We start from the raw sequence: 22517 nt of genomic DNA, 5'->3' as shown, positions 1-22517 counted from the left end.
AGGAGAAACAATGAAACCATCAATTTTTACCCGCACATGTATCACACTCTCTATCTTGACTGCCAGCACGCTTTATGCAGAAGAGATTGCTCTTGATCCGATTGTTATCGGGGCAGATTTCAGAAGTGAAAAGCTTTCACAGACAGCGACAAGTGTAAGCGTGATCGGCGAAGAGAAACTCTATGACAAGGTCACCGAGCCTTTTGCTGAAGTTGTAGGAACTACACCGAATGTCAACTTTTCTGCCGGTGCTTCCAGAGCAAAGTATATCCAGATAAGAGGTATGGGAGAGAGAGGACAGTTTGAGACACCGGTCAACCCTTCAGTAGGGCTTATTATCGACGGAATTGATTTTTCCAATGTACCGTTGAGTGCTTCACTGTTTGACGTAAAGCAGATAGAGGTTCTTCGCGGTCCACAGGGAACAACATTCGGTGCCAATGCGCTTGCAGGGGTGATCAATGTTGAGACTAATGAACCGACGAATGAAGCGGGCGGACATCTTGAAACGACTATAGGGAACTACAATACTAGAGCTTTCGGTATAGCGCTCAATACACCGATAGTAGAGGATAAACTGCTTTCAAGATTTTCGATCTACAGTAATAAAAGTGACGGTTACATTACCAATACCTATCTGAACAGGGATGATACCAACAATATCGATGAACTGACAGCTAAAGGAAAACTGCGATGGATCGTCTCAGGCAACCATACGATAGACCTGACTTATATGCACACGGATATAAACAATGGATATGATGCTTTCAACAGGTTTAATACAAGAACATCTGAAGCGGATCAGCCAGGAAAAGATACACAGAAAACTGATGCAGTAGCGTTAGAGTCAACTTATCAGATAAAGCGTACCTATCATATGGTGACGTCACTCAGTTATAGTAGCTCAGACCTTGAGTACAGCTATGATGAGGACTGGACTGATGGGTGGAATTATGGAGGCTGGGATTCGACTGACCAGTATCTTAGAACCAAGAAACAATTTGATGTCGATCTGCGTCTTGTTTCCGATGAGGATGGCAAGCTCTTTAACGGTTCGACAGCCTGGACGATCGGTGCCTACTATAGAGAGTATAGTAGTGACCTTGTACGGAACTATACTTGGCTTACAGTACCTTTCAAAAGTTATTACGATGCAGAAAGTGTTGCAGTTTACGGTCAGCTTGATATTGAGGTGGCACCCAAGTGGATGCTTGTGACAGGCCTTCGTCTTGAACAGTGGAAGACAGATTACAGTGATTCTGAGAGCGTTATATTCAACGATACGGAAAACCTTGTAGGTGGGAAGATTGGTTTGGAGTACCATGAAAGTGAAACGGATCTGTATTATCTGACCTTTTCAAGAGGTTATAAACCAGGTGGATTCAATCCTGTAACAGACAGCAGCGGACTTCCTAAACGTTATGATACTGAAACACTGTGGAACATCGATCTTGGTGTGAATGGAACCTATCTGCAAGGCAAACTGCACAACAGATTGAATCTTTTCTATGGTAAACGGACAGATCAACAGGTAGGGACATATTATTCTTATTACAACCCTGTAACCGGTGCGGATAGGTTTTCCGACTATATTTTCAATGCACAAAAAGGTACTTATTATGGACTGGAAGAGAGTGTAGACTATATAGTAAATGAAAATCTGCTTCTTTTTGCAAGTCTTGGTCTGCTGCATGCTGAATTTGATGAGTTTTATAATCCGGTAGACGGAACAGTCAAGGATGGAAGAGCACCGGCACAATCACCAAAATATCAGTACAGTATTGGACTGGATTACATGTTCCTTGATAACTGGCGTTTTAAGACTTCGGTTGATGGAAGAGGTAGCTACTACTTCTCCAACGGACATGATGAAAAGTCTGACCCCTATGCACTGTGGAATGCAAGTATCGAGTATATGTATGGGAACTGGAGTGCAATCCTGTGGGGACGCAACCTGACTGATACGGACTATCAGACCAGAGGGTACTACTTTGATAACGGCTTTCCTGAAGGAGAGAGTCTATATACCCAGCAGGGTGATCCTTTGACATTCGGGTTTACACTATCATATGACTTCTAAAAAGGAGTAACACATGAAGATCTCCGTAGATATCAGTATGTATCCGCTCAAAAGTGAGTTTGAAAAGCCTATTGCAGCATTCATCGAAGCTTTGGCAAAAGAGCGGACGGTCAACATCGTCTGTACGGAGTTAAGTACACAGATCTACGGTGAGTACGATACAGTTATGAATCTTCTCAACAGAGAGATCAAAGCGGTCTTTGAAAAGATCCCTCAGTCGGTTTTTGTCATCAAACTGGTTGGAGAAGACAGAAAGGGGTGTTTTTAATGGACTTCTCATTTGAGAGCATAGGTAGTGCCTTCGTACAGATGTCAGGTTGGGAAGTGGCTGCGACCCTGTTTGGCATCGCCTATGTGATCCTCGCGGCCAAAGAATCCCAGTGGGCATGGCCGTTCGCCTTTGTCAGTACACTTATCTACACGGTGATCTTCTGGGATGGGGCACTGGTGGCCTCTTCTATCCTCAACTTCTACTACATGGTCATGGCAGTCTACGGTTTCATACTTTGGAAAGAGGATGAGAAGGGCGTGACATTGGCGATCAGCCGGTGGTCGCTTAAACATCATTTGGTCTTTATTATACTCGGCATCATTGGTACGGCGGGTTTGGGCTATCTGACCTCCACCTATGCCGGAGCTAAGTTCGCCTACCACGATGCCTTTGTGATGGTATTCTCCGGCATGGCCACCTGGATGATGGCAAAAAAAGTGTTGGAGAACTGGCTCTACTGGATGGTGATCGACTCTACTGCTGTCGTGCTCTACTTCAAGTCCGGCTATCTGGCAACCATTGTACTTTTTGTAATCTATGTAATTCTGGCATTCTATGGCTATGTCCGCTGGAGTAAGGCATATCATGCACATCAAAAAAACTCTGCTTGAGCATTATTCTCTCTTTAAGGATGATCCGATTTTATCTTTGGATCGGCTTTCTTCTCAAGGATACTGCAACGACAACTACCTTGCAAGTACATTATCACACAAACAATACCTGATACGTCATTTCAATCAGCAGGGTATCGACAGAAGAAGTGAATATCGCTTGCAGCGTTTAGCCGGCAAAAAGCAGCTGACCGCCAAACCATATTTTTTAGATCTTTCAAACGATATTATGGTCACTGAGTTCCTTAGTGAAGGAACTCATAGGAAGAGACTTGCGAGATATGATCTTCACCATCTGGCGCTCACAGTGTACAAACTTCATAAATTAAGGTTTAGAGCACATCGGTTCAATCCCAGACGCTCCTTGGTTATAAAAGGAAAAAAGCTTCGAAATGCGGTGAGGTGTGCAGAACGATCAGCCAATGATGACGTACTCTCCCATAACGACCTCAATCCTTTGAATATACTTTTCGGAAACCGGGTAAAGGTGATCGATTGGGAATATGCGAGTATCAATGACAGATATTTTGACCTTGCATCCGTCTGCGAAGAGTTCCGTCTGAAGAAAGCAGATGAGATCTATTTTCTGAAAAGATATTTCAGGCATAAAGTGAAGATAGACCAAAAGAAGCTGGAAGCCTATAAGATAATCTACCGTTCACTCTGTGAACAGTGGTTCGATATGAATACACCGCCATCACTTTGAGGCGATGTGTTTGTGGTTGGACTGTGACTAATACTGCTGTGCGGGTTGTGTCTGAAGTTTGATGATCTCTGGGGTCTGTTTTTGCATATCGTTTTGTGGTTTTGCCGGCGGTTGTCCCATAGCTTTCAGTGCGGCAATAGAATCATTGATGTTCTTTTCATTTTTTGCTTTTGCATTACTGATAAGCCGGTATTCTGCTTCAAAGTCAAGCCCGCTTCCGTATCCAAGGCCATAAGCTTGCTGATATTCCGAAATGGCACGGCGTGTACCGCTTCCAACAATACCATCGATCTTTCCGTAATAGAATCCTAAAACTTTCAAGGCAGTTTGAATGCGTTTTCCACGTGTTATTTTATCATTACCCTGTGCAATCAGGTAGCGGTCGAACATAAAGAGTGTACCCAGATAGATAAGTGTATCTTTCTCTTCAGGTTTGAGAGAAGCGGTATTACCAATATGGTACGCATTGTTGAGTTCTTTGATAGCTGTTCTTGTCTCAAAAGAGTTGACTTCTCCATCGATTCGGCCACGATAGAAGCCTAAACCTGCCAGTGCCTTTTGAAGTTTCATTCCATCTGTCATTTTTGGTACGGAAGCTCTTTTATGTGTCCGGTGGGATGCTGTTTTCTGAACCGGTCTATAGGCAGGTTCGGATGCTTTATTGCTATTGTATATTTCATTTGTGATAACAGAACCAACGGCACCACCTACAAGACCTCCAACTACTCCGTCTGCAAAGTCTGCATAGAGAGTATGTCCGCTTATCAAAGACCCGAGAAGTACGACTTTAAGATAGTTTGTGTGCATGATGTATTCCTTTTCCTCTTGTTTGATTTATTGTATGATAGAAATGCTTAAACCCAAATCCCGAAATAGAAATTCCGGTTTACTCTACGGTAACACTCTTAGCCAGGTTTCTAGGCATATCCACATCGTTCCCCAGTCGTATAGAGATCTCCAGAGCGAGCAGCTGTGTGACCACCATCATCTCAAAGAACTCGATCATCGGATGGGTGCAGTATTGTGTTTGAATAAAATCATCAGCCAGATCAAATGGCTCAGGTGAGATAGCACAGATTGTGGCATCTCTTGCACTCAGCTCCTCCACATTGGATTTGATCTTCTCGTAATGCATTGTCTTGGGCATCAGGGCAATGGTAAAGAGCTCCGCATCGGCAAGTGCGATAGGCCCATGTTTCATCTCTCCTGCCGGATACCCTTCCGCATGCAGGTAACTGATCTCTTTAAGTTTAAGTGCACCTTCCAGTGCAAGGGGGAAGAAGATGTCTCGTCCGATAAAGAAGAAACCGTGTCCGTGCAGATAGCGTTTACTCAGACGGTGCAGTTTGGCATGCAGCTCATCTGTGACTGTCAGTGCTTTTGGAGTGTGGCGCATTGCATCGATCTCGGTTTTAAGTACTTCCGGTGCAATGGTTGCTTTCTCCTGACCAACATAGAGTGCCAGCATCCACAGTACCATGGTCTGTGTAGCAAAGGCCTTGGTACTTGCTACACCTTTTTCTATACCTGCACGGGTAAGAATAGCAGCATCACTTTCCCGTACAATGGAGGAGTTGTCCACATTACAGATACTCAGACTCTTTAGCCCTGCACGTTTTGCCATTTTGAGTGCTTCCAGCGTATCTGCGGTTTCCCCACTTTGGGAGATGGTAATAAAAAGGGTATCTTGTCCCAAGAGCGGTTCTTTATAGCGGAATTCAGAGGCGATCTCCACATCACAGCGTATCTTGGCAAGGCGTTCAAAGAGGTAAGCTGCTGTAAGCGCAGAGTGGTAGGATGTACCACAGGCACAGATTTTGATGGCATTGATCCCGTCCAAAAAGTCTTTATCCAGTTCATCCAGAATGATATTTTCATCCAGAACACGTCCCATCATCGTTTCTATCATGACGTAACTTTGCTCATAGATCTCTTTTTCCATGAAGAATCGGTAACCCTCTTTTTGTGCGGATGTTTTATCTGCTTTGAGTGGTTGTTTTGTGAATAGCTTCTCTCCATTTGCATTGAAAAGATGAACCTTTCCCTCCTTCACATAACCGTATTCACCGTCTTCAAGGTAATAGACTTCAGTCGCTTTTCCTATGATCGGTGTATCAGAAGAAGCAAAATAGACCTCTTCTTCGTCAAATCCGATGAGCATAGGCGAGCCGTTCTTAGCAAAGAAGATCGTGTCGGGTGCCGCTTCTGTAATAAGCAGTGTTGCGTAGGCTCCTTCAAGGCGCTCAATGGTTTTTTCAAAGGCTTTGAAAGGATCACTGATGACATTATTGTATTTTTCAAAGAGGTGAACAATCGTCTCTGTGTCGGTCTGGCTCAGGAAGTTGACTCCCTCAGAGAGCAACTCCTTTTTGAGTTCCTGATAGTTCTCTATGATCCCGTTATGAACGACATAAGAGTACTTCCCCAGATGTGGGTGGGCATTGAGTTCAGTGGGTTTCCCGTGTGTAGCCCAGCGGGTATGTCCTATGGATACACCAAAACCTTCACTGTGATACTCTTTGGTTTTTTCACGCAGATTTGAGAGTTTGCCTATGGCTTTGAAGTTATTAAGCCTCTCTCCTTCAATAATAGCGATACCTGCTGAATCATACCCTCTGTACTCCAGTTCCTGAAGGCCGTCCAAAAGAATCTTTTTCTTCTCCTTGGGACCGATATACCCTACAATTCCGCACATTTACACTTCCTTCTTCTGTTGGATTGTCAATTTCTCTATAATGAGTTCCGTATTATGGCAAAAGTTTCCATTCTTTTCGATAAGGAACATATCACGGACCCGGTTTTTGATGGTATGCACTTTTGCCGTCACAATATCTATACCCAGCTCGTCGAAAAGGTTGATAATGTATGCTAAAAGACCTTTCTGGTTTTTACTTCGAAGATGCATAATCGCATAGGTTTTTGAGTGTTCACAGTCAATGTCTATATCTTCTTTTTTTATATGAGGTACTCTGTCAATACTTTTTTTTGCCGGATCAAAAGCGTCAATAATGATCTTCTCGATTAGTGGTATCTCTTCGATGTCTACTTTGACGGCAAAGTCGATTTTGAAATATTTGAGTTCGTCAAAAAGTTTACTGATGTCCATATTGACCACTTCAAGATTGCTGAGTTTTCCCAATAGATAGCTGAGATTGATGGAGTCTGTACGTATAATCTCGATGGTAAGATGCTCTTCATTACTGATATGATAACTGAAATCAGTTGTTTCAAACGCTTTTTTGCAAATATCAACAATGCGTTCCGGTCTATAGCGTAAAAAAAGCAGATTTGACGGCATTTGCAATATTTTCTTTTGCTGGTTCTTAGTCAATGCCTGGAATGAAGGTTTTCTTTTCAGGGATTCCTCTTTTTTCGCACGCTTTGCAGCTTCATCCAGAATTGAGGTTCGTCCCAGTACCTCAAGAGAATGCTTGTAAAGTGTCCGGATCAACTTTGCATTAAAGGAGTTATACGTATCTTTGCTTACACCGTTCATATCGGCATAGGTAAGAATATAGATCATATCCAAAAGCTTTTTGGTAGGAAAGTGTGAGGCAAAGGAGAAGATAACCTTTTCATTGTAAATGTCCTCTCTTTGAGCTACTTTGCTCATCAGGGTATGGTACTGTATGAGACGTTCTCCTGTCTCTATCAGTGCCTCATCCATATGCAGTTTTTGTGCAAAAATTTTGAAAAGTGATGCTCCGACAAAGTGATGATCCCGTTTTCGGCCTTTGCCGGCATCATGAAGAAAGACCACCAGTTTCAACATGGCTTTTTCATCTTTGTTCAGCTGTTCATAAAGCTCTAAAACAGAGGAATCATCTATATGTTCAAGATGATAGAGACAGCGAAGAGAGTGTATGTCAACAGCATATTGGTGATAGCCGTCGAATTGCGGCAGATCGACCACCTTTTTGATGGGAGATATGGTATAGCGCAGCAGTCTGGCATAAGAGAGTGTACTTAAAATAGAATAGGCATACGGCTGATAGAAGATCATGGCAATAGTCTCATAGAGAGCATTATCGGGACGTTCGGGACGTTCGGCATTGATAAGCGCCTGTAAAAGGGTAGGGTGTGCCCTGAAAGGTGTTTTAGCCTCTTTGCAGAGATGTTTAAGCATGGCATTGAAATCTTTTCCCTTGGGGTAGATAAAACGTTTTTTGGAAGGTAGTTTCATATATTCTCTGGTGAGTTTCTCCAGCCATATTGTACTGTAGAGACGGATAATCTTAAGTGACTCGGTTACTTTTCTTGCAAATTTCATTTGGCCTTCCCGGCCTTCTGTATATCCGAGAAGCTTTGCAATGGAGGGAATGAGCTCAAGTCGAAGTTTGTCCTCTTTCTTGTGTGTGGCAAGATGCAGCGCAGAACGCACACGGAAGAGAAATTCCAATGCTACACGGAAAGGTTTATACTCCTTCTCTTCAACAATATGGGCAGGCAGGTCCTTAATCGAATTCACATTGTAAAGTACTTTGCCGATCCAAAAAACAAGATTGGCATCCCTGAATCCCCCTACACCCTCTTTAAGGTTTGGTTCCATGGTCAAGTGGAACTTGCTGTGTTTTTGTGCCTGTTCATCAAGTTTGAGCTTGATGAAGGTTTTTATATCATCGTGTCGTATCTGATAAAGAGCATTTTGTGTTTCAGTCCAGATAAAGTGTGAACCTTCGATAAAACGTGATTCGATAAGGGCAGTTTTGATGGTAATATCGGTTTTGGAAACCTCCAGCAGCTCTTCGACAGTATGGACACGGTGTCCCATTTTCAGACCGGTATCCCAGAGAATGTAGAGGATCTTCTCTATGAACTCCTTCGTGTTGTAACCGGGAATGTCTTTGTAGATGAGCATCAAATCGATATCCGAGTAGACACAGAGCTGTTCTCGTCCGTAACTGCCCAGCGCAACCAGGCCCAGGGGAATGGCGTTTTTCATTGGTGCATAATTTCCAAACATTGAACGCAGTGCTATCTGGTAGGTGAGTTTGAGAATAGTATCGATCTTCTTGGTATGTTTGACCAGAAAATCTTTTCCTCCGGTAGTAGCAAAGGTCTCCTCCAGTGTTTCAAAGTAGGCTTTGATATCCTTTTTCAATATTTTTGCAATCTCAAAGTCAGGTGCATTCTCATACAGCAGTGACTCGATTTCACGTTTTAGACTGTCCAACTTTTATACCCCTCTTATCTGTTTATTCAGTTGGTGCGGTAAGTAAGTATTACACTCCGCTGAACTCAGGTTTTAGTGATATAATACCGAAATTTACTATAATGGACAGAAATATGGATTTGATAGCAAAAGTACGCAATCGTGAACGCTTGACCCGGGAAGAGGGGGAAGCACTGTACGATCTTGACCTTTACACTCTTGGTGAACTTGCTGATAAGATACGTAAAGAGAAATACGGCAGCAAAAGCTTTTTCAATATCAACCGTCATATCAATCCGACCAATGTATGTGCTGATATTTGTAAATTCTGTGCCTATTCGGCAAGCCGTAAAAACCCAGACCAGTATACAATGAGCCATGATGAGATTCTGAAGATTGTTGAAAACTCTGTAAAGAAAGGGGCTAAAGAGATGCATATTGTCTCTGCACACAACCCTAATGACGGAGTAGAGTGGTATATGGGAGCTTTCCGCAAGATCAAAGAGCAGTTTCCCAGTGTTCATGTCAAGGCAATGACTGCTGCCGAAGTGGATTTTCTGCATCGTGAATATGGGCTCAGTTATGATGAAGTACTCGATATGATGATGGAAAACGGAGTGGACTCTATGCCTGGAGGTGGTGCAGAGATCTTCGATGAAAAGGTAAGAGAGTATCTCTGTAAAGGCAAGGTTACCTCTGACCAGTGGCTTGAGATCCACAAAAAGTGGCATGAAAGAGGCAGAGAGTCCAATGCCACGATGCTTTTTGGACATGTAGAGACACGTGCACACCGAATCGACCATATGCTTAGACTACGGGATCTTCAGGATAAAACCGGTGGTTTCAATGCTTTTATCCCTCTGGTTTATCAGCGGGATAACAATTTTTTGAAAGTGGAGAACTTTCCTTCTGGACAGGAGATACTCAAGACCTATGCTATCAGTCGTATACTGCTTGATAATATTCCCCACATTAAAGCTTACTGGGTAACTGCTTCCGTCAATCTGGCGCTTATCGCCCAGGAGTTCGGTGCAGATGATCTTGACGGAACGATCGAAAAAGAGTCCATTCAGTCTGCAGCAGGCGCTGCTTCGGCACATGGTATGAACCTTGATGATTTTGTTGCAATGATTAAAAATTCGGGATTTATTCCGGTCGAGCGTGACAGTCTTTACAATGAACTCAAAGTATATTGATAGACAAAGCGTGATAAAATAACTTTTATCCGATAAGAAAGTTAGGAAAAATTATGGTATTAATGATAGACAATTACGACAGTTTTACCTACAATGTCGTGCAGTACTGCAGAGAGTTGGGTGCTGATCTGAAAGTCATTCGAAATGATGAGATGAGCATTGAGGAGATCAAAGCATTGAATCCTGAGAAGATCATTCTCTCTCCGGGACCATCTACGCCGGATGATGCAGGTGTGACACTTGATGTCATCAAAGAGTTTGCTGATACAACACCGATATTCGGAATTTGCCTGGGGCATCAGAGTATTGCCCAGGCCTTCGGAGGAGAAGTTATACGTGCCAAACATATGATGCATGGAAAAACTTCCCAGGTTGAGGTGATTGCGCAAACTCCCATTTTCAAAGGACTTCCTACAGAGTTCAGGGCTACACGATACCATTCTCTGACAGTGAACAGGGAGAAACTTCCGGAGCATATTATTGCGACCTCATACAGTACGGATGATGATGAGATCATGTCTTTACAGATTAAAGACAAACCAATTTACGGTGTACAGTTCCATCCTGAGTCGATTATGAGTGAATATGGACATGAGATGCTAGACAACTTTCTGAAACTCTAAAGCAATTGAGGCATTGCAAGATGAAAAAAAAGTACTTTCATTGGCTTCTTTTTTTCTATGTAACTGCCTCATTCTATCTGGCCACTACAACACCTATCACGCCACACGAAGCAAGAAATCTCTATCTTTCCTCTGATCTTGTCTCTCTTCTGATGCAGTGGGGGAGCGCCATAGTTCCAGGTTTTTTGGGATTGCGGATATTTTTTGTGCTCTTTGCTTTTTTAAGTATACGTATTTTTTATGAACTGGGTCAGCGTTATTTTGCAAAAAGAGAAGATGTTTACCTCTCTACGGCACTTTTTATGTTTTTGCCGGGTATTCTTACTGCGACTGTATTAGCTAATGTCGGGATCATTGTTTTGGCACTGGTACTTCTTTTTGTACTGCTGTATGAACGAAAACACTTTACTCTCCTGCCCTTGATTATGTTGGCACTTTTTTTCATCCATGAAGCTTCCATTATTTTCTTTGTTGCACTGCTTTTTTATGGTATCGCATACAAAGATAAGGCACTGTCTATGTTTTCTGCAGCATTTATTACTGCTTTTCTGTACCTTGCCAAAGGCATTGAAATAGGCGGACGGCCGTCGGGACACTTCATTGAAATATTTGGATTGTATGCGGCTGTTTTCTCTCCGCTGCTTTTTTTGTATTTTTTCTATACGATGTATCGTATTCTGCTTCGTGAGAAGAAAACACTGATGTGGTATATCTCTTTTACTGCATTGGCTGCCTCTCTTCTGCTCTCCATTCGGCAGAAGGTATACATTACAGACTTCGCACCATATGTAATGATCTCTACAATAGCGATGGTTGATCTTTTCATGCATAGTCTGCGTGTACGTCTGCCGCAGTTTCAGAAACGCTATCTTCGTGCTTTTTATGTAGGTATCGTTTTTCTTGTGTTTTCAGCACTGATGATCATTTTTAACAGAGAACTTTTCTATCTTTCGGACAACAAAGAGAAACACTTTGCCAACCGTATCTATCAACCATATATTTTGGCACAGAAGCTTAAAGTAAAAGGAGTGGAGTGTTACGATGTGAAAGGGAGAATGGGACTGCAGTTACGCTATTATGGCATCCCATTTTGTGCTAATGACAAATGAAGTGAAAAACTGTTTCTAAAATACACAATATTTATATATTTCTTATCGTTTTAATTAGCCAAACGAAACTTAAAACATCTACATGCTACACTTTAGGGAACAAAATTAAAGGAGAACTTGATGGCTCAAAAAGCGATTAGAGAGTACGATGCCAAGTCTATCTTGGCAAGACATTGGGATGTTTACTTTCCAAATTTTAATTACCCTTACCAAACGGTATTGGTACAGACTGGTGATGAACTGAGAGAGGCTGCAAAGACAACACATCCATGGTTGAATGAGAAAGCGCTTGTTGCAAAGCCAGATATGCTTTTTGGTAAAAGAGGAAAGAACGGTCTTGTACTTTTCAAAGTAGACAAGCCTGGTGATGTGACACTGGAAGATGCTGCAAAGTGGATCGATGAGAAGAGAGCTGAGAAACAGAAAGTATACTTCTCATTTGACGGTGACACTCCTGCAGGTGAGCCTTCAGAAGATTACCTGACACATTTTATCGTAGAGCCGTTCACTCCGCATGACCAGAGTGAAGAGTACTATATCTCTGCAACAGTTGTAGGTGATGAAGATGTACTTTATATGTCTGCCGAAGGTGGTATGGAAGTTGAAGAGGGATGGGAAGAGAAAGTGACTGAAGTAGCCTTCCCTATCACTGCAACAGAAGAAGAGATTGAAGCGAAGATCAGAGAAAATATCCCGGCTGATGTAAAAGAAGAAGATAAAGAGGCATTTGCCGAGTTTGCTATTGGGTTCTTCAAAGCATACAGAGAGCTTAACTTCGCATACCTTGAGATAAACCCGTTCGTTCTTCAGGGAAGTAATGTAGAGCTGCTTGATATGGTTGCAAAACTTGATGATACAGCAGGTTTCATGATGGTAGACCACTGGGGTGACATCGAATATCCGACAGCATTCGGTATGGAAGCGAAATCTCCGGAAGTTGAAGCAATTGAAGAGGCAGATGCAAAAACAGGTGCATCTTTGAAGCTGACTCTTCTTAAGCCTGAAGCACGTATCTGGACAATGGTTGCCGGTGGTGGAGCATCAGTTGTATATGCCGATACAATTGCAGACTTTGCCGGTATTGAGGACCTTGCCAACTATGGTGAGTACTCCGGCGGACCAACTACCGGTGAGACCAAGTTCTATGCAGAGACAATTCTTGATCTGATGACAAGAGAAAAAGATGCAAAGGGAAGAGACAAGATCCTCATCATCGGTGGAGCGATCGCGAACTTTACTGATGTCGCCAAAACATTTACAGGGATCATTCAGGCATTTGAAGAGTATGCAGAGAAAATGAAAGAAGTAGGTATAAGAGTCTATGTAAGACGTGGTGGACCTAACTATGAAAAAGGTCTTAAAGATATTAAAGAAGCAGCAGATAGATTAGAGATACCTATCGAAGTATATGGTCCTGAGACTCACGTAACAGATATCGTACGTATGGCACTAGAAGAGAAGTAGGGAGAAGAGAATGTCAAAATTATTTACTAAAGATACACAAGCGATTTTTTGGAATAACAACAAAACTGCGATCCAGAGAATGTTGGATTACGATTATGTGATCAAAAGAGAGAAGCCGTCAGTTGCAGCGATCGTTGCACCAACTTCAGGGAACAAGTTCGAGAAGTTCTTCTGGGGTGCAGATGAGGTGATGATTCCTCTTTACAAGAGTACAGCTGAAGCGAAAGCAGCACAGCCACAGGCAGATGTCCTTTTGAACTTCGCATCGTTCCGAACAGCATATGACGTGACAATGGAAGCACTCAATATTGGTGGCTTCAGTACAATTATGATCACAGCTGAAGGTATTCCTGAAAGACTTGCACGTGGTATGAACGCGTATGCAAGAGAGAAGAATGTAACAGTGATCGGACCTGCAACAGTAGGTGCGATTGCTCCAGGTGCATTTAAAATCGCCAACATCGGTGGTACGATCGAGAACATCATCAACTCCAAGCTTCACAGAGCAGGAAGTTGTGGTCTTGTGACACGTTCAGGCGGTCTTTTCAACGAACTTTCAAATATCATTGCGATCAATGCTGACGGTATTGCAGAAGGTGTTGCGATCGGTGGTGACAGATTTGTTGGTTCTGTCTTTATTGACAACCTTCTCAGAATGGAAGAGAATCCTGATGTAAAATATATGGTTCTTCTTGGTGAAGTAGGTGGTACTGAAGAGTACAAAGTGATTGAAGCAGTTAAGTCAGGAAAGATCAAAAAGCCTATCATCGCCTGGTGTATCGGAACGATCGCGAAGTATTATGATTCAGGCGTTCAGTTCGGTCATGCTGGTGCATCGGCTAATGATGACAGAGAAACTGCTGAAGCAAAGAACAGAGCAATGAAAGAAGCAGGTATTCATGTTCCTGCATCATTCAATGATCTTCCGGAAGTGATCAACGGCGTGTATAAAGAGTTGCATGCAGAAGGTATTATTAAAGATATTGAAGAGCCGGCAATCAATACAATGCCATCCTACAGAAGACCTAAACAATTCATCTGTACGATCTCTGATGACAGAGGAGAAGAGGCAACATATGCAGGATTCCCAATCTCTTCTGTAGCACTTCCAAGTACAGGTAAGGGTATCGGTGATGTTATCTCCCTTCTTTGGTTCAAAAAACAGTATCCGAAATGGGCAACAGATTTTATTGAGACTGTTATCAAAACGGTTGCAGACCATGGACCGGCAGTTTCCGGTGCACACAATGCAAAAGTAACAGCAAGAGCAGGAAAATCAGTAGTTGAGTCTCTTGTAACAGGTCTTTTGACTATCGGACCAAGATTTGGTGGTGCGATTGATGGCGCAGCACAATACTTCAAATATGCAGATGATAACGATCTTTCACCAAAAGAGTTTCTCAGCTACATGAAGAAAGAAGGTGTGCCAATTCCGGGTATCGGCCACAGAATCAAATCTTTGAAAAACCCTGACCTGAGAGTAAAAGGACTTATGGACTATGCAGCAGAGAATTTCCCTGCTACACCGCTTCTGGACTATGCAAGAACAGTTGAAGCACTTACAACGTCCAAGAAAGAGAACCTTATTCTCAATGTTGACGGTACCATCGGTATCTTGATGGTAGATATGTGGAGAGCACTTGGTTATTCTGAGCCGGAGATCGATGAGTTCATCTCTTCTGGTACACTGAATGCATTCTTCATCGTAGGAAGATCCATTGGATTCATCGGTCATGTACTTGATGAGAAAAGATTGGCTATGCCAATGTATCGTCACCCAATGGATGATATTCTTTACGACGTTCAAAAGGCTGAACCGATTGCATAATAATGCGGCAAATGACACGGAAGCCCGTGTCATTTGTGTTTAAGGCTTACTAAACTTTATTTTCCCACTTTAAACCTCTTTTTATTGAATTTTGTTCCTACCTCACCTTTGTTAGTTTTTTTCTTGTAGTGTTTGAAAAAAGAAAATATAATAATGTGTAATTTTTTTATTAAATATGAATATTCTTTACCTCTTACAATCTTGAGTCATATGACATAAGATTTGTTTAGAGTGTAATGAAAATATCACCGTTTTTTGCATATATAATGTAAGCACAAAAAAAAATTACAAAATTTTTGCAATTTTTAGGAAAACCTCTTGACAAGGGAGTAATTCGGTGCTATAATACGCGTCCACAAACACAGAGACCTTAGCTGAGTTAGCTAAGAGAGTGAGAGTGAGTGATCTTTGACAACCAAATATAAGTAAACAAATCAACGTCTATTTGAGATTTAATTTTTGCACTTTTTTAATAAAAAGTGATAAAGATGAACTTAGATAGCAAATATTTAAGTGATTCTGACAATGGTTCAAACCATTCTATTTTATAATGGAGAGTTTGATCCTGGCTCAGAGTGAACGCTGGCGGCGTGCTTAACACATGCAAGTCGAACGAGAACGGGCCTTAGCTTGCTAAGGTTGTCAGCTAAGTGGCGGACGGGTGAGTAATGTATAGCTAACGTGCCCCTTGGAGGGGGATAACAGTTGGAAACGACTGCTAATACCCCATATTCCTTCTATGTTAATCATAGTTGGGAAAGTTTTTTCGCCAAGGGATCGGGCTATATGGTATCAGGTAGTTGGTGGGGTAAGAGCCTACCAAGCCAATGACGCCTAGCTGGTCTGAGAGGATGATCAGCCACACTGGAACTGAGACACGGTCCAGACTCCTACGGGAGGCAGCAGTGGGGAATATTGCACAATGGAGGAAACTCTGATGCAGCAACGCCGCGTGGAGGATGACGCATTTCGGTGTGTAAACTCCTTTTATATGGGAAGATAATGACGGTACCATATGAATAAGCACCGGCTAACTCCGTGCCAGCAGCCGCGGTAATACGGAGGGTGCAAGCGTTACTCGGAATCACTGGGCGTAAAGCGCGCGCAGGCGGGCTGATAAGTTGGATGTGAAAGCCTACGGCTTAACCGTAGAACTGCATCCAAAACTGTCAGTCTAGAGTCTGGGAGGGGAAGATGGAATTAGTTGTGTAGGGGTAAAATCCGTAGAGATAACTAGGAATACCAAAAGCGAAGGCGATCTTCTGGAACAGTACTGACGCTGAGGCGCGAAAGCGTGGGGAGCAAACAGGATTAGATACCCTGGTAGTCCACGCCCTAAACGATGAATGTTAGTCGTCGGTGTCCTAGTGACATCGGTGATGCAGCTAACGCATTAAACATTCCGCCTGGGGAGTACGGTCGCAAGATTAAAACTCAAAGGAATAGACGGGGACCCGCACAAGTGGTGGAGCATGTGGTTTAATTCGAAGATACGCGAAGAACCTTACCTGGCCTTGACATTGATAGAATCCGGTAGAGATACTGGAGTGCCTCTTTGAGGAGCTTGAAAACAGGTGCTGCACGGCTGTCGTCAGCTCGTGTCGTGAGATGTTGGGTTAAGTCCCGCAACGAGCGCAACCCTCGTCACTAGTTACTAACGGTTCGGCCGAGGACTCTAGTGAGACTGCCTTCGCAAGGAGGAGGAAGGTGAGGACGACGTCAAGTCATCATGGCCCTTACGGCCAGGGCAACACACGTGCTACAATGGGTAGGACAATGAGACGCGATACCGCGAGGTGGAGCAAATCTATAAACCTACTCTCAGTTCGGATTGTAGTCTGCAACTCGACTACATGAAGCTGGAATCACTAGTAATCGTAGATCAGCTATGCTACGGTGAATACGTTCCCGGGTCTTGTACTCACCGCCCGTCACACCATGGGAGTTGATTTCACCCGAAGCGGGGAAGCTAAACTGGCTACCCTCCACGGTGGAATTAGCGACTGGGGTGAAGTCGTAACAAGGTAACCGTAGGAGAACCTGCGGTTGGATCACCTCCTTTCAAGAGTATAGACTTTCTGTGTCTCACAATGCAGGAAGCAACAATCGAAAAGACTTGGTTTGTTTGGTACGCTGTACAGCTTATGTTTGGTTGATAAAGATCATTAGGGATCTTTGAATTAATTTGGGGAATTAGCTCAGCTGGGAGAGCGCCTGCTTTGCACGCAGGAGGTCATCGGTTCGATCCCGTTATTCTCCACCATTAGCGAGAGAGTCCTAATTCAAGTACTTATAAGAAGTGTTTGAATTAGGATTTAATCCTAACGATATTTAACTTATTATTGTTAAGAGTCTAACGTAATGTTGCAAACGAGACGAGGTAAAAAATTATCGAGTCAAGTTTAAACAAATTACAATTTAACAAGAAAATATCAGCAATGATATCTTTCATGTGCAAGAAACTCAATAACGTCTTTAACAAGACACTTATTAATGTACAACAACGAACCAAGTGGTAACACATGAAGTTCATTTTGCATTTAATAAGGTAGTACCTTAGAATTAAGTAAATTAATCTAAGGGCAGATGGTGGATGCCTAGACCAGGAGAGGCGATGAAGGACGTACTAGGCTGCGATAAGCCACGGGGAGCTGCCAAGAAGCTTTGATCCGTGGGTTTCCGAATGGGGCAACCCGGCATGGTGAGAATCATGTCACCCTTTAAGGGAGCGAACGCAGGGAAGTGAAACATCTCAGTACCTGCAGGAAAAGAAATCAACCGAGATTCCCAAAGTAGCGGCGAGCGAAATGGGATTAGCCCTAAAGAGTGTGGGGTGTTAGTAGAATAGGCTGGAAAGCCTGACCGTAGAGGGTGATAGTCCCGTATACGAAAACTAACCACATTTTATTCGAGTAGGTCGGGACACGTGTAACCCTGACTGAATATGGGAGGACCACCTTCCAAGGCTAAATACTACTCCAGGATCGATAGTGAACCAGTACCGTGAGGGAAAGGTGAAAAGAACCGCGGCAAGCGGAGTGAAATAGAACCTGAAACCATCTGCCTACAATCATTCAGAGCCCCATGCTAAATGCGGGGTGATGGACTGCCTTTTGCATAATGAGCCTGCGAGTTATGGTGACTAGCAAGGTTAAGCACACGCGAAGCCGTAGCGAAAGCGAGTCTGAACAGGGCGCCAAGTTAGTTGCTGTAGACCCGAAACTAAGTGATCTATCCATGGGCAGGTTGAAGCTGGTGTAAGAGCTAGTGGAGGACCGAACGGGTGGAGGTTTAAAACTCCTCCGATGACCTGTGGATAGGGGTGAAAGGCCAATCAAACTTAGTGATAGCTGGTTCTCTCCGAAATATATTTAGGTATAGCGTCATGTTCGAAGCTATGGGGGGTAGAGCACTGATTGGGCTAGGGCCTACACCAAGGTACCAAACCCAGTCAAACTCCGAATACCCATAGTGAATTCATGGCAGTCAGGTGGTGGGTGATAAAATCCATCATCGAAAGGGAAACAGCCCAGACTACCAGCTAAGGTCCCAAAGTTCTATTTAAGTGGAAAAGGATGTGGAGTTGCTTAGACAACCAGGAGGTTGGCTTAGAAGCAGCCATCCTTTAAAGAAAGCGTAACAGCTCACTGGTCTAGCGATTCTGCGCCGAAAATATAACGGGGCTAAAATAGACACCGAAGCTGTAGATTCACACAGAAGTGTGAGTGGTAGGAGAGCGTTCTAGTCAGCGTTGAAGCCATACCGGTAAGGAGTGGTGGAGCGGCTAGAAGTGAGCATGCAGGCATGAGTAGCGATAAAACAGGTGAGAATCCTGTTCGCCGTAAACCCAAGGTTTCCTACACGATGCTCGTCAATGTAGGGTTAGTCGGGTCCTAAGCTGAGTCCGAAAGGGGTAAGCGATGGCAAATCGGTTAATATTCCGATACCAACTACTAGTTTAGTACGATGGGGGGACGCATAGGGTTAAACGAGGTCACTGATGGAATAGTGGCTCGAAGGGTGTAGATAAGCCGGATAGGAAAATCCGCTGGCTGTTTTCGAGACCTGACAGGCTGACCGCGTTCTTCGGAACAACGTCAGAATCGTTGATACCGTCGTGCCAAGAAAAGCCTCTAAGTGTATTAGTAGTTGCCCGTACCGTAAACCGACACAGGTGGGTGAGATGAGTATTCTAAGGCGCGTGGAAGAACCCTGGTTAAGGAACTCTGCAAACTAGCACCGTAACTTCGGAATAAGGTGTGCCTCCTTCTGTATAGGACTTTACGTCTGAAAGCGGAAGAGGTTGCAACAAAGAGTCCCTCCCGACTGTTTATCAAAAACACAGCACTTTGCTAACTCGTAAGAGGATGTATAAGGTGTGACGCCTGCCCGGTGCTTGAAGGTTAATTGATGGGGTTAGCACTTCGGTGCGAAGCTCTTGATCGAAGCCCAAGTAAACGGCGGCCGTAACTATAACGGTCCTAAGGTAGCGAAATTCCTTGTCGGTTAAATACCGACCTGCATGAATGGCGTAACGAGATGGGAGCTGTCTCAACCAGGGATCCAGTGAAATTGTAGTGGAGGTGAAAATTCCTCCTACCCGCGGCAAGACGGAAAGACCCCGTGCACCTTTACTATAGCTTGACACTGCAATTGGGATATATTTGTGCAGGATAGGTGGGAGGCTTTGATGCTATGGCGCCAGCTGTAGCGGAGCCATCCTTGAGATACCACCCTTATATATTCTGATTGCTAACTTGCGCCGGTTATCCCGGCGGAGGACAATGTCTGGTGGGTAGTTTGACTGGGGCGGTCGCCTCCTAAAAAGTAACGGAGGCTTACAAAGGTTGGCTCAGATGGGTTGGAAATCCATCGTAGAGTATAATGGTACAAGCCAGCTTAACTGCGAGACCTACAAGTCGAGCAGGGACGAAAGTCGGTCATAGTGATCCGGTGGTTCTGTGTGGAAGGGCCATCGCTCAAAGGATAAAAGGTACGCCGGGGATAACAGGCTGATCTCCCCCAAGAGCTCACATCGACGGGGAGGTTTGGCACCTCGATGTCGGCTCATCGCATCCTGGGGCTGAAGCAGGTCCCAAGGGTATGGCTGTTCGCCATTTAAAGCGGTACGCGAGCTGGGTTCAGAACGTCGTGAGACAGTTCGGTCCCTATCTGCCGTGGGCGTTGGAAGATTGAGGAGAGTTGCCCCTAGTACGAGAGGACCGGGGTGAACGAACCACTGGTGTACCAGTTGTCCTGCCAAGGGCATCGCTGGGTAGCTATGTTCGGATGTGATAACCGCTGAAAGCATCTAAGCGGGAAGCCAACTCCAAGATGAATCTTCCCTGAAGATCCGCAGAAGACTACTGCGTTGATAGGCTGGGTGTGTAAGTGATGAAAGTCATTTAGCTGACCAGTACTAATAGATCGTTTGTATTTTACTTTATTCTTCATAAGGTACTACCTTATTAAGTGCAAACTTGAATTGTAATCCAACATTATTTAGACTCTTAACAATACTAAGTATCTCAAAGCTTCAAAGCAAAGAGAATTAAGCACATCAAGGTGTTCTTACTTCTCTTAGTGGTGGGGTTAGAGGGAGGGTCATACCCAGCTCCATTCCGAACCTGGAAGTCAAGCCTCCCATCGCCGATAATACTGCCGGCTACGCTGGTGGGAATGTAGGTCGCTGCCACTTTGAGTTTTTACTTACTACTTCTACTTTAACAATAATCAATCACTTTTTATCACTGTTACTTTTTATTTCAAATCTATACTTCTGTCTGCCAATAAACTATGTAGAAGAGCGCTCAGCGTTAAGCACGTAGCGTTCAGAAAGAGAAAGAGCATGAAATTAATGTTCTTCTTAACGCTTAGCGCTACACGCTGAACGCTTGGCACGTACGTGCCATCCATTTATTGCTTTTTCGCTAAAATACACTAATTTATATGACTAGGATACTATTATGGCAAAAAAGATCGCTTCAGCGCGAATTTCAGCAGAGAGTTCACAACTGCTTCAGGAGTTGAACAACTCACTTCCGTTCGATAAAGTACTTTACAGAGAAGACATTGAGGGTTCACGTGCACATGCTTATATGCTCAAAGAGCAGGGGATCATCTCTGAAGAGGATTATGAGAAGATAGAAAAGGGATTGTATGAGATACTCAAAGATATTGAAGAGGGCAGGCTGAGCCTTGATGGAGATGATGAAGATATCCATATGGCGATCGAGGGTGAACTGACACGCCGTATCGGTGATGCCGGCAAACGCCTGCATACGGCACGAAGCCGTAATGATCAGGTGGCACTTGATTTCAGACTTTATGTACAGAATAACACCAAGGCCATAGCTGAGCTGCTTTTGGAGAATATTCAGACACTTGTTAAAGTAGCGGAAGAGAATGCCGAGACAATGCTGCCTGGAATGACTCACCTGCAGCACGCACAGCCTATTAACTTCGGTTACCATATGATGGCGTATGCAAGTATGTTCAAACGTGATTATGAGCGTTTTATGGGCTCATATGAGCGTAATAATTATTCACCCATCGGATGTGCAGCATTGGCAGGAACACCACACCCTATTAATAGACAGACGACATCAGACAAACTGGGTTTCAATGCACCGACACTCAACTGTCTGGATACTGTGAGTGACCGTGATTTTGCTCTGGAGATACTCTTTAACATTGCTACGATGATGATGCATATGAGCCGTTTGAGTGAAGAGCTCATTCTTTGGAGTGCTGCTGAATTCAGGTGGATAACACTCTCCGACCGTCATGCAACAGGGAGTTCCATCATGCCGCAGAAGAAGAATCCGGACATCCCTGAACTTCTTCGAGGCAAGACAGGACGAGTGAACGGTAACCTTGTTGCACTTCTAACCGTGATGAAAGGACTGCCGCTTGCATATAACAAAGATATGCAGGAAGACAAAGAGGGTGTATTTGACTCTGTCAAAACAGCACTTCTCAGTTTGCAGGTTCTTAATGAAATGATCGCTGACATGACAGTGAACAAAGAGGCGATGGAGCGTGCTTGCATGGTAGGGCATCTCTCTGCTACCGACCTGGCAGACTACCTTGTTAAAGAACAGGGGTTGCCATTCCGTGATGCCTACCACATTACCGGTAATGTGGTGAACCTTGCAGAAGAGAAAGGTGTGGATATTTCCGAACTTTCTTTGGCGGAATTGCAAAGTGTCGATGAACGCATTGGTGAAGGTGTCATTGCCCTGCTTGATATCCGTGCTTCGATGAATGCGCGTCAATCTGAGGGTGGTACGGCTACAAACAGGACCCTGGAGCAGGTGGAAAGTTTAAAAGCATGGCTAAATTCATTAGTTTAGACTTTTCCCTATTACTACATTGTACGTGCTAATGCATAGTTCAATAGTCATTATTCAATCAATTTCCCTCTTATAACTTCTTATATACATGCCCGCATAGAGTATGGGAGGGAGAGGGTAAT

General features: G+C 43.8%; 13 protein-coding genes, 1 tRNA gene and 3 rRNA genes. 14 read left to right on the top strand and 3 right to left on the bottom strand.

The features are described 5' to 3' along the window. The first annotated feature begins 10 nt into the window (after window positions 1–10). Genes IMZ28_RS08305 through IMZ28_RS08290 form a run of 4 tightly spaced genes read left to right on the top strand, consistent with a single transcriptional unit; the run spans window position 11 to window position 3668 of the window. Window positions 11–2080 carry a TonB-dependent receptor gene (locus tag IMZ28_RS08305; protein ID WP_197548112.1) on the top strand — a complete coding sequence of 690 codons (2070 nt, stop codon included), beginning with the start codon at window positions 11–13 and terminating at the stop codon, window positions 2078–2080. A gap of 13 nt (window positions 2081–2093) precedes the next feature. Beyond that, window positions 2094–2348, top strand: coding sequence for a thiamine-binding protein (locus tag IMZ28_RS08300; protein ID WP_197548111.1), 255 nt, complete (start codon window positions 2094–2096; stop codon window positions 2346–2348). Beyond that, window positions 2348–2962 (top strand): nicotinamide riboside transporter PnuC, encoded by a 615-nt coding sequence (gene pnuC, locus IMZ28_RS08295; protein WP_197548110.1) that lies wholly within the window; start codon window positions 2348–2350, stop codon window positions 2960–2962. Before IMZ28_RS08300 ends, pnuC begins: the two co-directional genes overlap by 1 nt. Then, a complete protein-coding gene (locus IMZ28_RS08290) occupies window positions 2937–3668 on the top strand; it encodes a choline/ethanolamine kinase family protein (protein ID WP_197548109.1) in 732 nt (243 codons plus the stop codon). Before pnuC ends, IMZ28_RS08290 begins: the two co-directional genes overlap by 26 nt. Before the next feature lie 27 nt (window positions 3669–3695). Here the strand turns inward: IMZ28_RS08290 and IMZ28_RS08285 are convergent, their stop codons facing one another. The 3 genes from IMZ28_RS08285 to IMZ28_RS08275 form a co-directional block, all read right to left on the bottom strand. Next, entirely contained in the window at window positions 3696–4475 is a 780-nt protein-coding gene (locus IMZ28_RS08285; protein WP_197548108.1) for a peptidoglycan-binding domain-containing protein, read from the bottom strand. Window positions 4476–4554: 79 nt separating this feature from the next. Then, on the bottom strand, window positions 4555–6363 hold the full coding sequence (gene glmS / locus IMZ28_RS08280) for a glutamine--fructose-6-phosphate transaminase (isomerizing) (RefSeq protein ID WP_197548107.1): 1809 nt from the start codon (window positions 6361–6363) through the stop codon (window positions 4555–4557). Beyond that, on the bottom strand, window positions 6364–8841 hold the full coding sequence (locus IMZ28_RS08275; protein WP_197548106.1) for a [protein-PII] uridylyltransferase family protein: 2478 nt from the start codon (window positions 8839–8841) through the stop codon (window positions 6364–6366). Between the two features lie 113 nt (window positions 8842–8954). Here IMZ28_RS08275 and mqnE point away from each other — a divergent pair, with 113 nt between their 5' ends. From mqnE to argH, 10 genes are all read left to right on the top strand, one after another. Beyond that, window positions 8955–10016 (top strand): aminofutalosine synthase MqnE, encoded by a 1062-nt coding sequence (mqnE, locus tag IMZ28_RS08270; RefSeq protein WP_197548105.1) that lies wholly within the window; start codon window positions 8955–8957, stop codon window positions 10014–10016. Window positions 10017–10069: 53 nt separating this feature from the next. Continuing rightward, window positions 10070–10639 carry an anthranilate synthase component II gene (locus IMZ28_RS08265; protein WP_197548104.1) on the top strand — a complete coding sequence of 190 codons (570 nt, stop codon included), beginning with the start codon at window positions 10070–10072 and terminating at the stop codon, window positions 10637–10639. Between the two features lie 20 nt (window positions 10640–10659). Continuing rightward, entirely contained in the window at window positions 10660–11748 is a 1089-nt protein-coding gene (locus tag IMZ28_RS08260) for a hypothetical protein (RefSeq protein ID WP_197548103.1), read from the top strand. Window positions 11749–11868: 120 nt separating this feature from the next. Beyond that, window positions 11869–13212: an ATP citrate lyase citrate-binding domain-containing protein gene (locus IMZ28_RS08255; RefSeq protein ID WP_197548102.1), complete on the top strand. Its 1344-nt coding sequence runs from the start codon at window positions 11869–11871 to the stop codon at window positions 13210–13212. Window positions 13213–13222: 10 nt separating this feature from the next. Further along, window positions 13223–15040 carry a citrate/2-methylcitrate synthase gene (locus IMZ28_RS08250; RefSeq protein ID WP_197548101.1) on the top strand — a complete coding sequence of 606 codons (1818 nt, stop codon included), beginning with the start codon at window positions 13223–13225 and terminating at the stop codon, window positions 15038–15040. Between the two features lie 547 nt (window positions 15041–15587). Beyond that, window positions 15588–17102 (top strand): 16S ribosomal RNA (locus IMZ28_RS08245). 125 nt (window positions 17103–17227) lie between these two features. After that, window positions 17228–17303 (top strand) — tRNA-Ala (locus IMZ28_RS08240). Between the two features lie 303 nt (window positions 17304–17606). Beyond that, window positions 17607–20484, top strand: a 23S ribosomal RNA gene (locus IMZ28_RS08235). A gap of 138 nt (window positions 20485–20622) precedes the next feature. After that, window positions 20623–20738, top strand: a 5S ribosomal RNA gene (gene rrf / locus IMZ28_RS08230). The 16S, 23S and 5S rRNA genes sit together here with 1 tRNA gene alongside, the layout of an rRNA operon. Window positions 20739–21006: 268 nt before the next feature. Continuing rightward, window positions 21007–22395, top strand: a complete 1389-nt coding sequence (gene argH / locus IMZ28_RS08225) for an argininosuccinate lyase (RefSeq protein ID WP_197548100.1) — start codon at window positions 21007–21009, stop codon at window positions 22393–22395. Window positions 22396–22517 lie beyond the last annotated feature (122 nt).

Source organism: Sulfurovum indicum (assembly GCF_014931715.1).
Lineage (GTDB): Bacteria > Campylobacterota > Campylobacteria > Campylobacterales > Sulfurovaceae > Sulfurovum > Sulfurovum indicum.
This window is presented reverse-complemented; position numbering and strand designations above follow the sequence as displayed.

Coding starts and splice junctions, on each gene's coding strand:
- IMZ28_RS08305 (WP_197548112.1), top strand. CDS start 11: ATGAAACCATCAATTTTTACCCGCACATGTATCACACTCTCTATCTTG.
- IMZ28_RS08300 (WP_197548111.1), top strand. CDS start 2,094: ATGAAGATCTCCGTAGATATCAGTATGTATCCGCTCAAAAGTGAGTTT.
- pnuC (WP_197548110.1), top strand. CDS start 2,348: ATGGACTTCTCATTTGAGAGCATAGGTAGTGCCTTCGTACAGATGTCA.
- IMZ28_RS08290 (WP_197548109.1), top strand. CDS start 2,937: ATGCACATCAAAAAAACTCTGCTTGAGCATTATTCTCTCTTTAAGGAT.
- IMZ28_RS08285 (WP_197548108.1), bottom strand. CDS start 4,475: ATGCACACAAACTATCTTAAAGTCGTACTTCTCGGGTCTTTGATAAGC.
- glmS (WP_197548107.1), bottom strand. CDS start 6,363: ATGTGCGGAATTGTAGGGTATATCGGTCCCAAGGAGAAGAAAAAGATT.
- mqnE (WP_197548105.1), top strand. CDS start 8,955: ATGGATTTGATAGCAAAAGTACGCAATCGTGAACGCTTGACCCGGGAA.
- IMZ28_RS08265 (WP_197548104.1), top strand. CDS start 10,070: ATGGTATTAATGATAGACAATTACGACAGTTTTACCTACAATGTCGTG.
- IMZ28_RS08260 (WP_197548103.1), top strand. CDS start 10,660: ATGAAAAAAAAGTACTTTCATTGGCTTCTTTTTTTCTATGTAACTGCC.
- IMZ28_RS08255 (WP_197548102.1), top strand. CDS start 11,869: ATGGCTCAAAAAGCGATTAGAGAGTACGATGCCAAGTCTATCTTGGCA.
- IMZ28_RS08250 (WP_197548101.1), top strand. CDS start 13,223: ATGTCAAAATTATTTACTAAAGATACACAAGCGATTTTTTGGAATAAC.
- argH (WP_197548100.1), top strand. CDS start 21,007: ATGGCAAAAAAGATCGCTTCAGCGCGAATTTCAGCAGAGAGTTCACAA.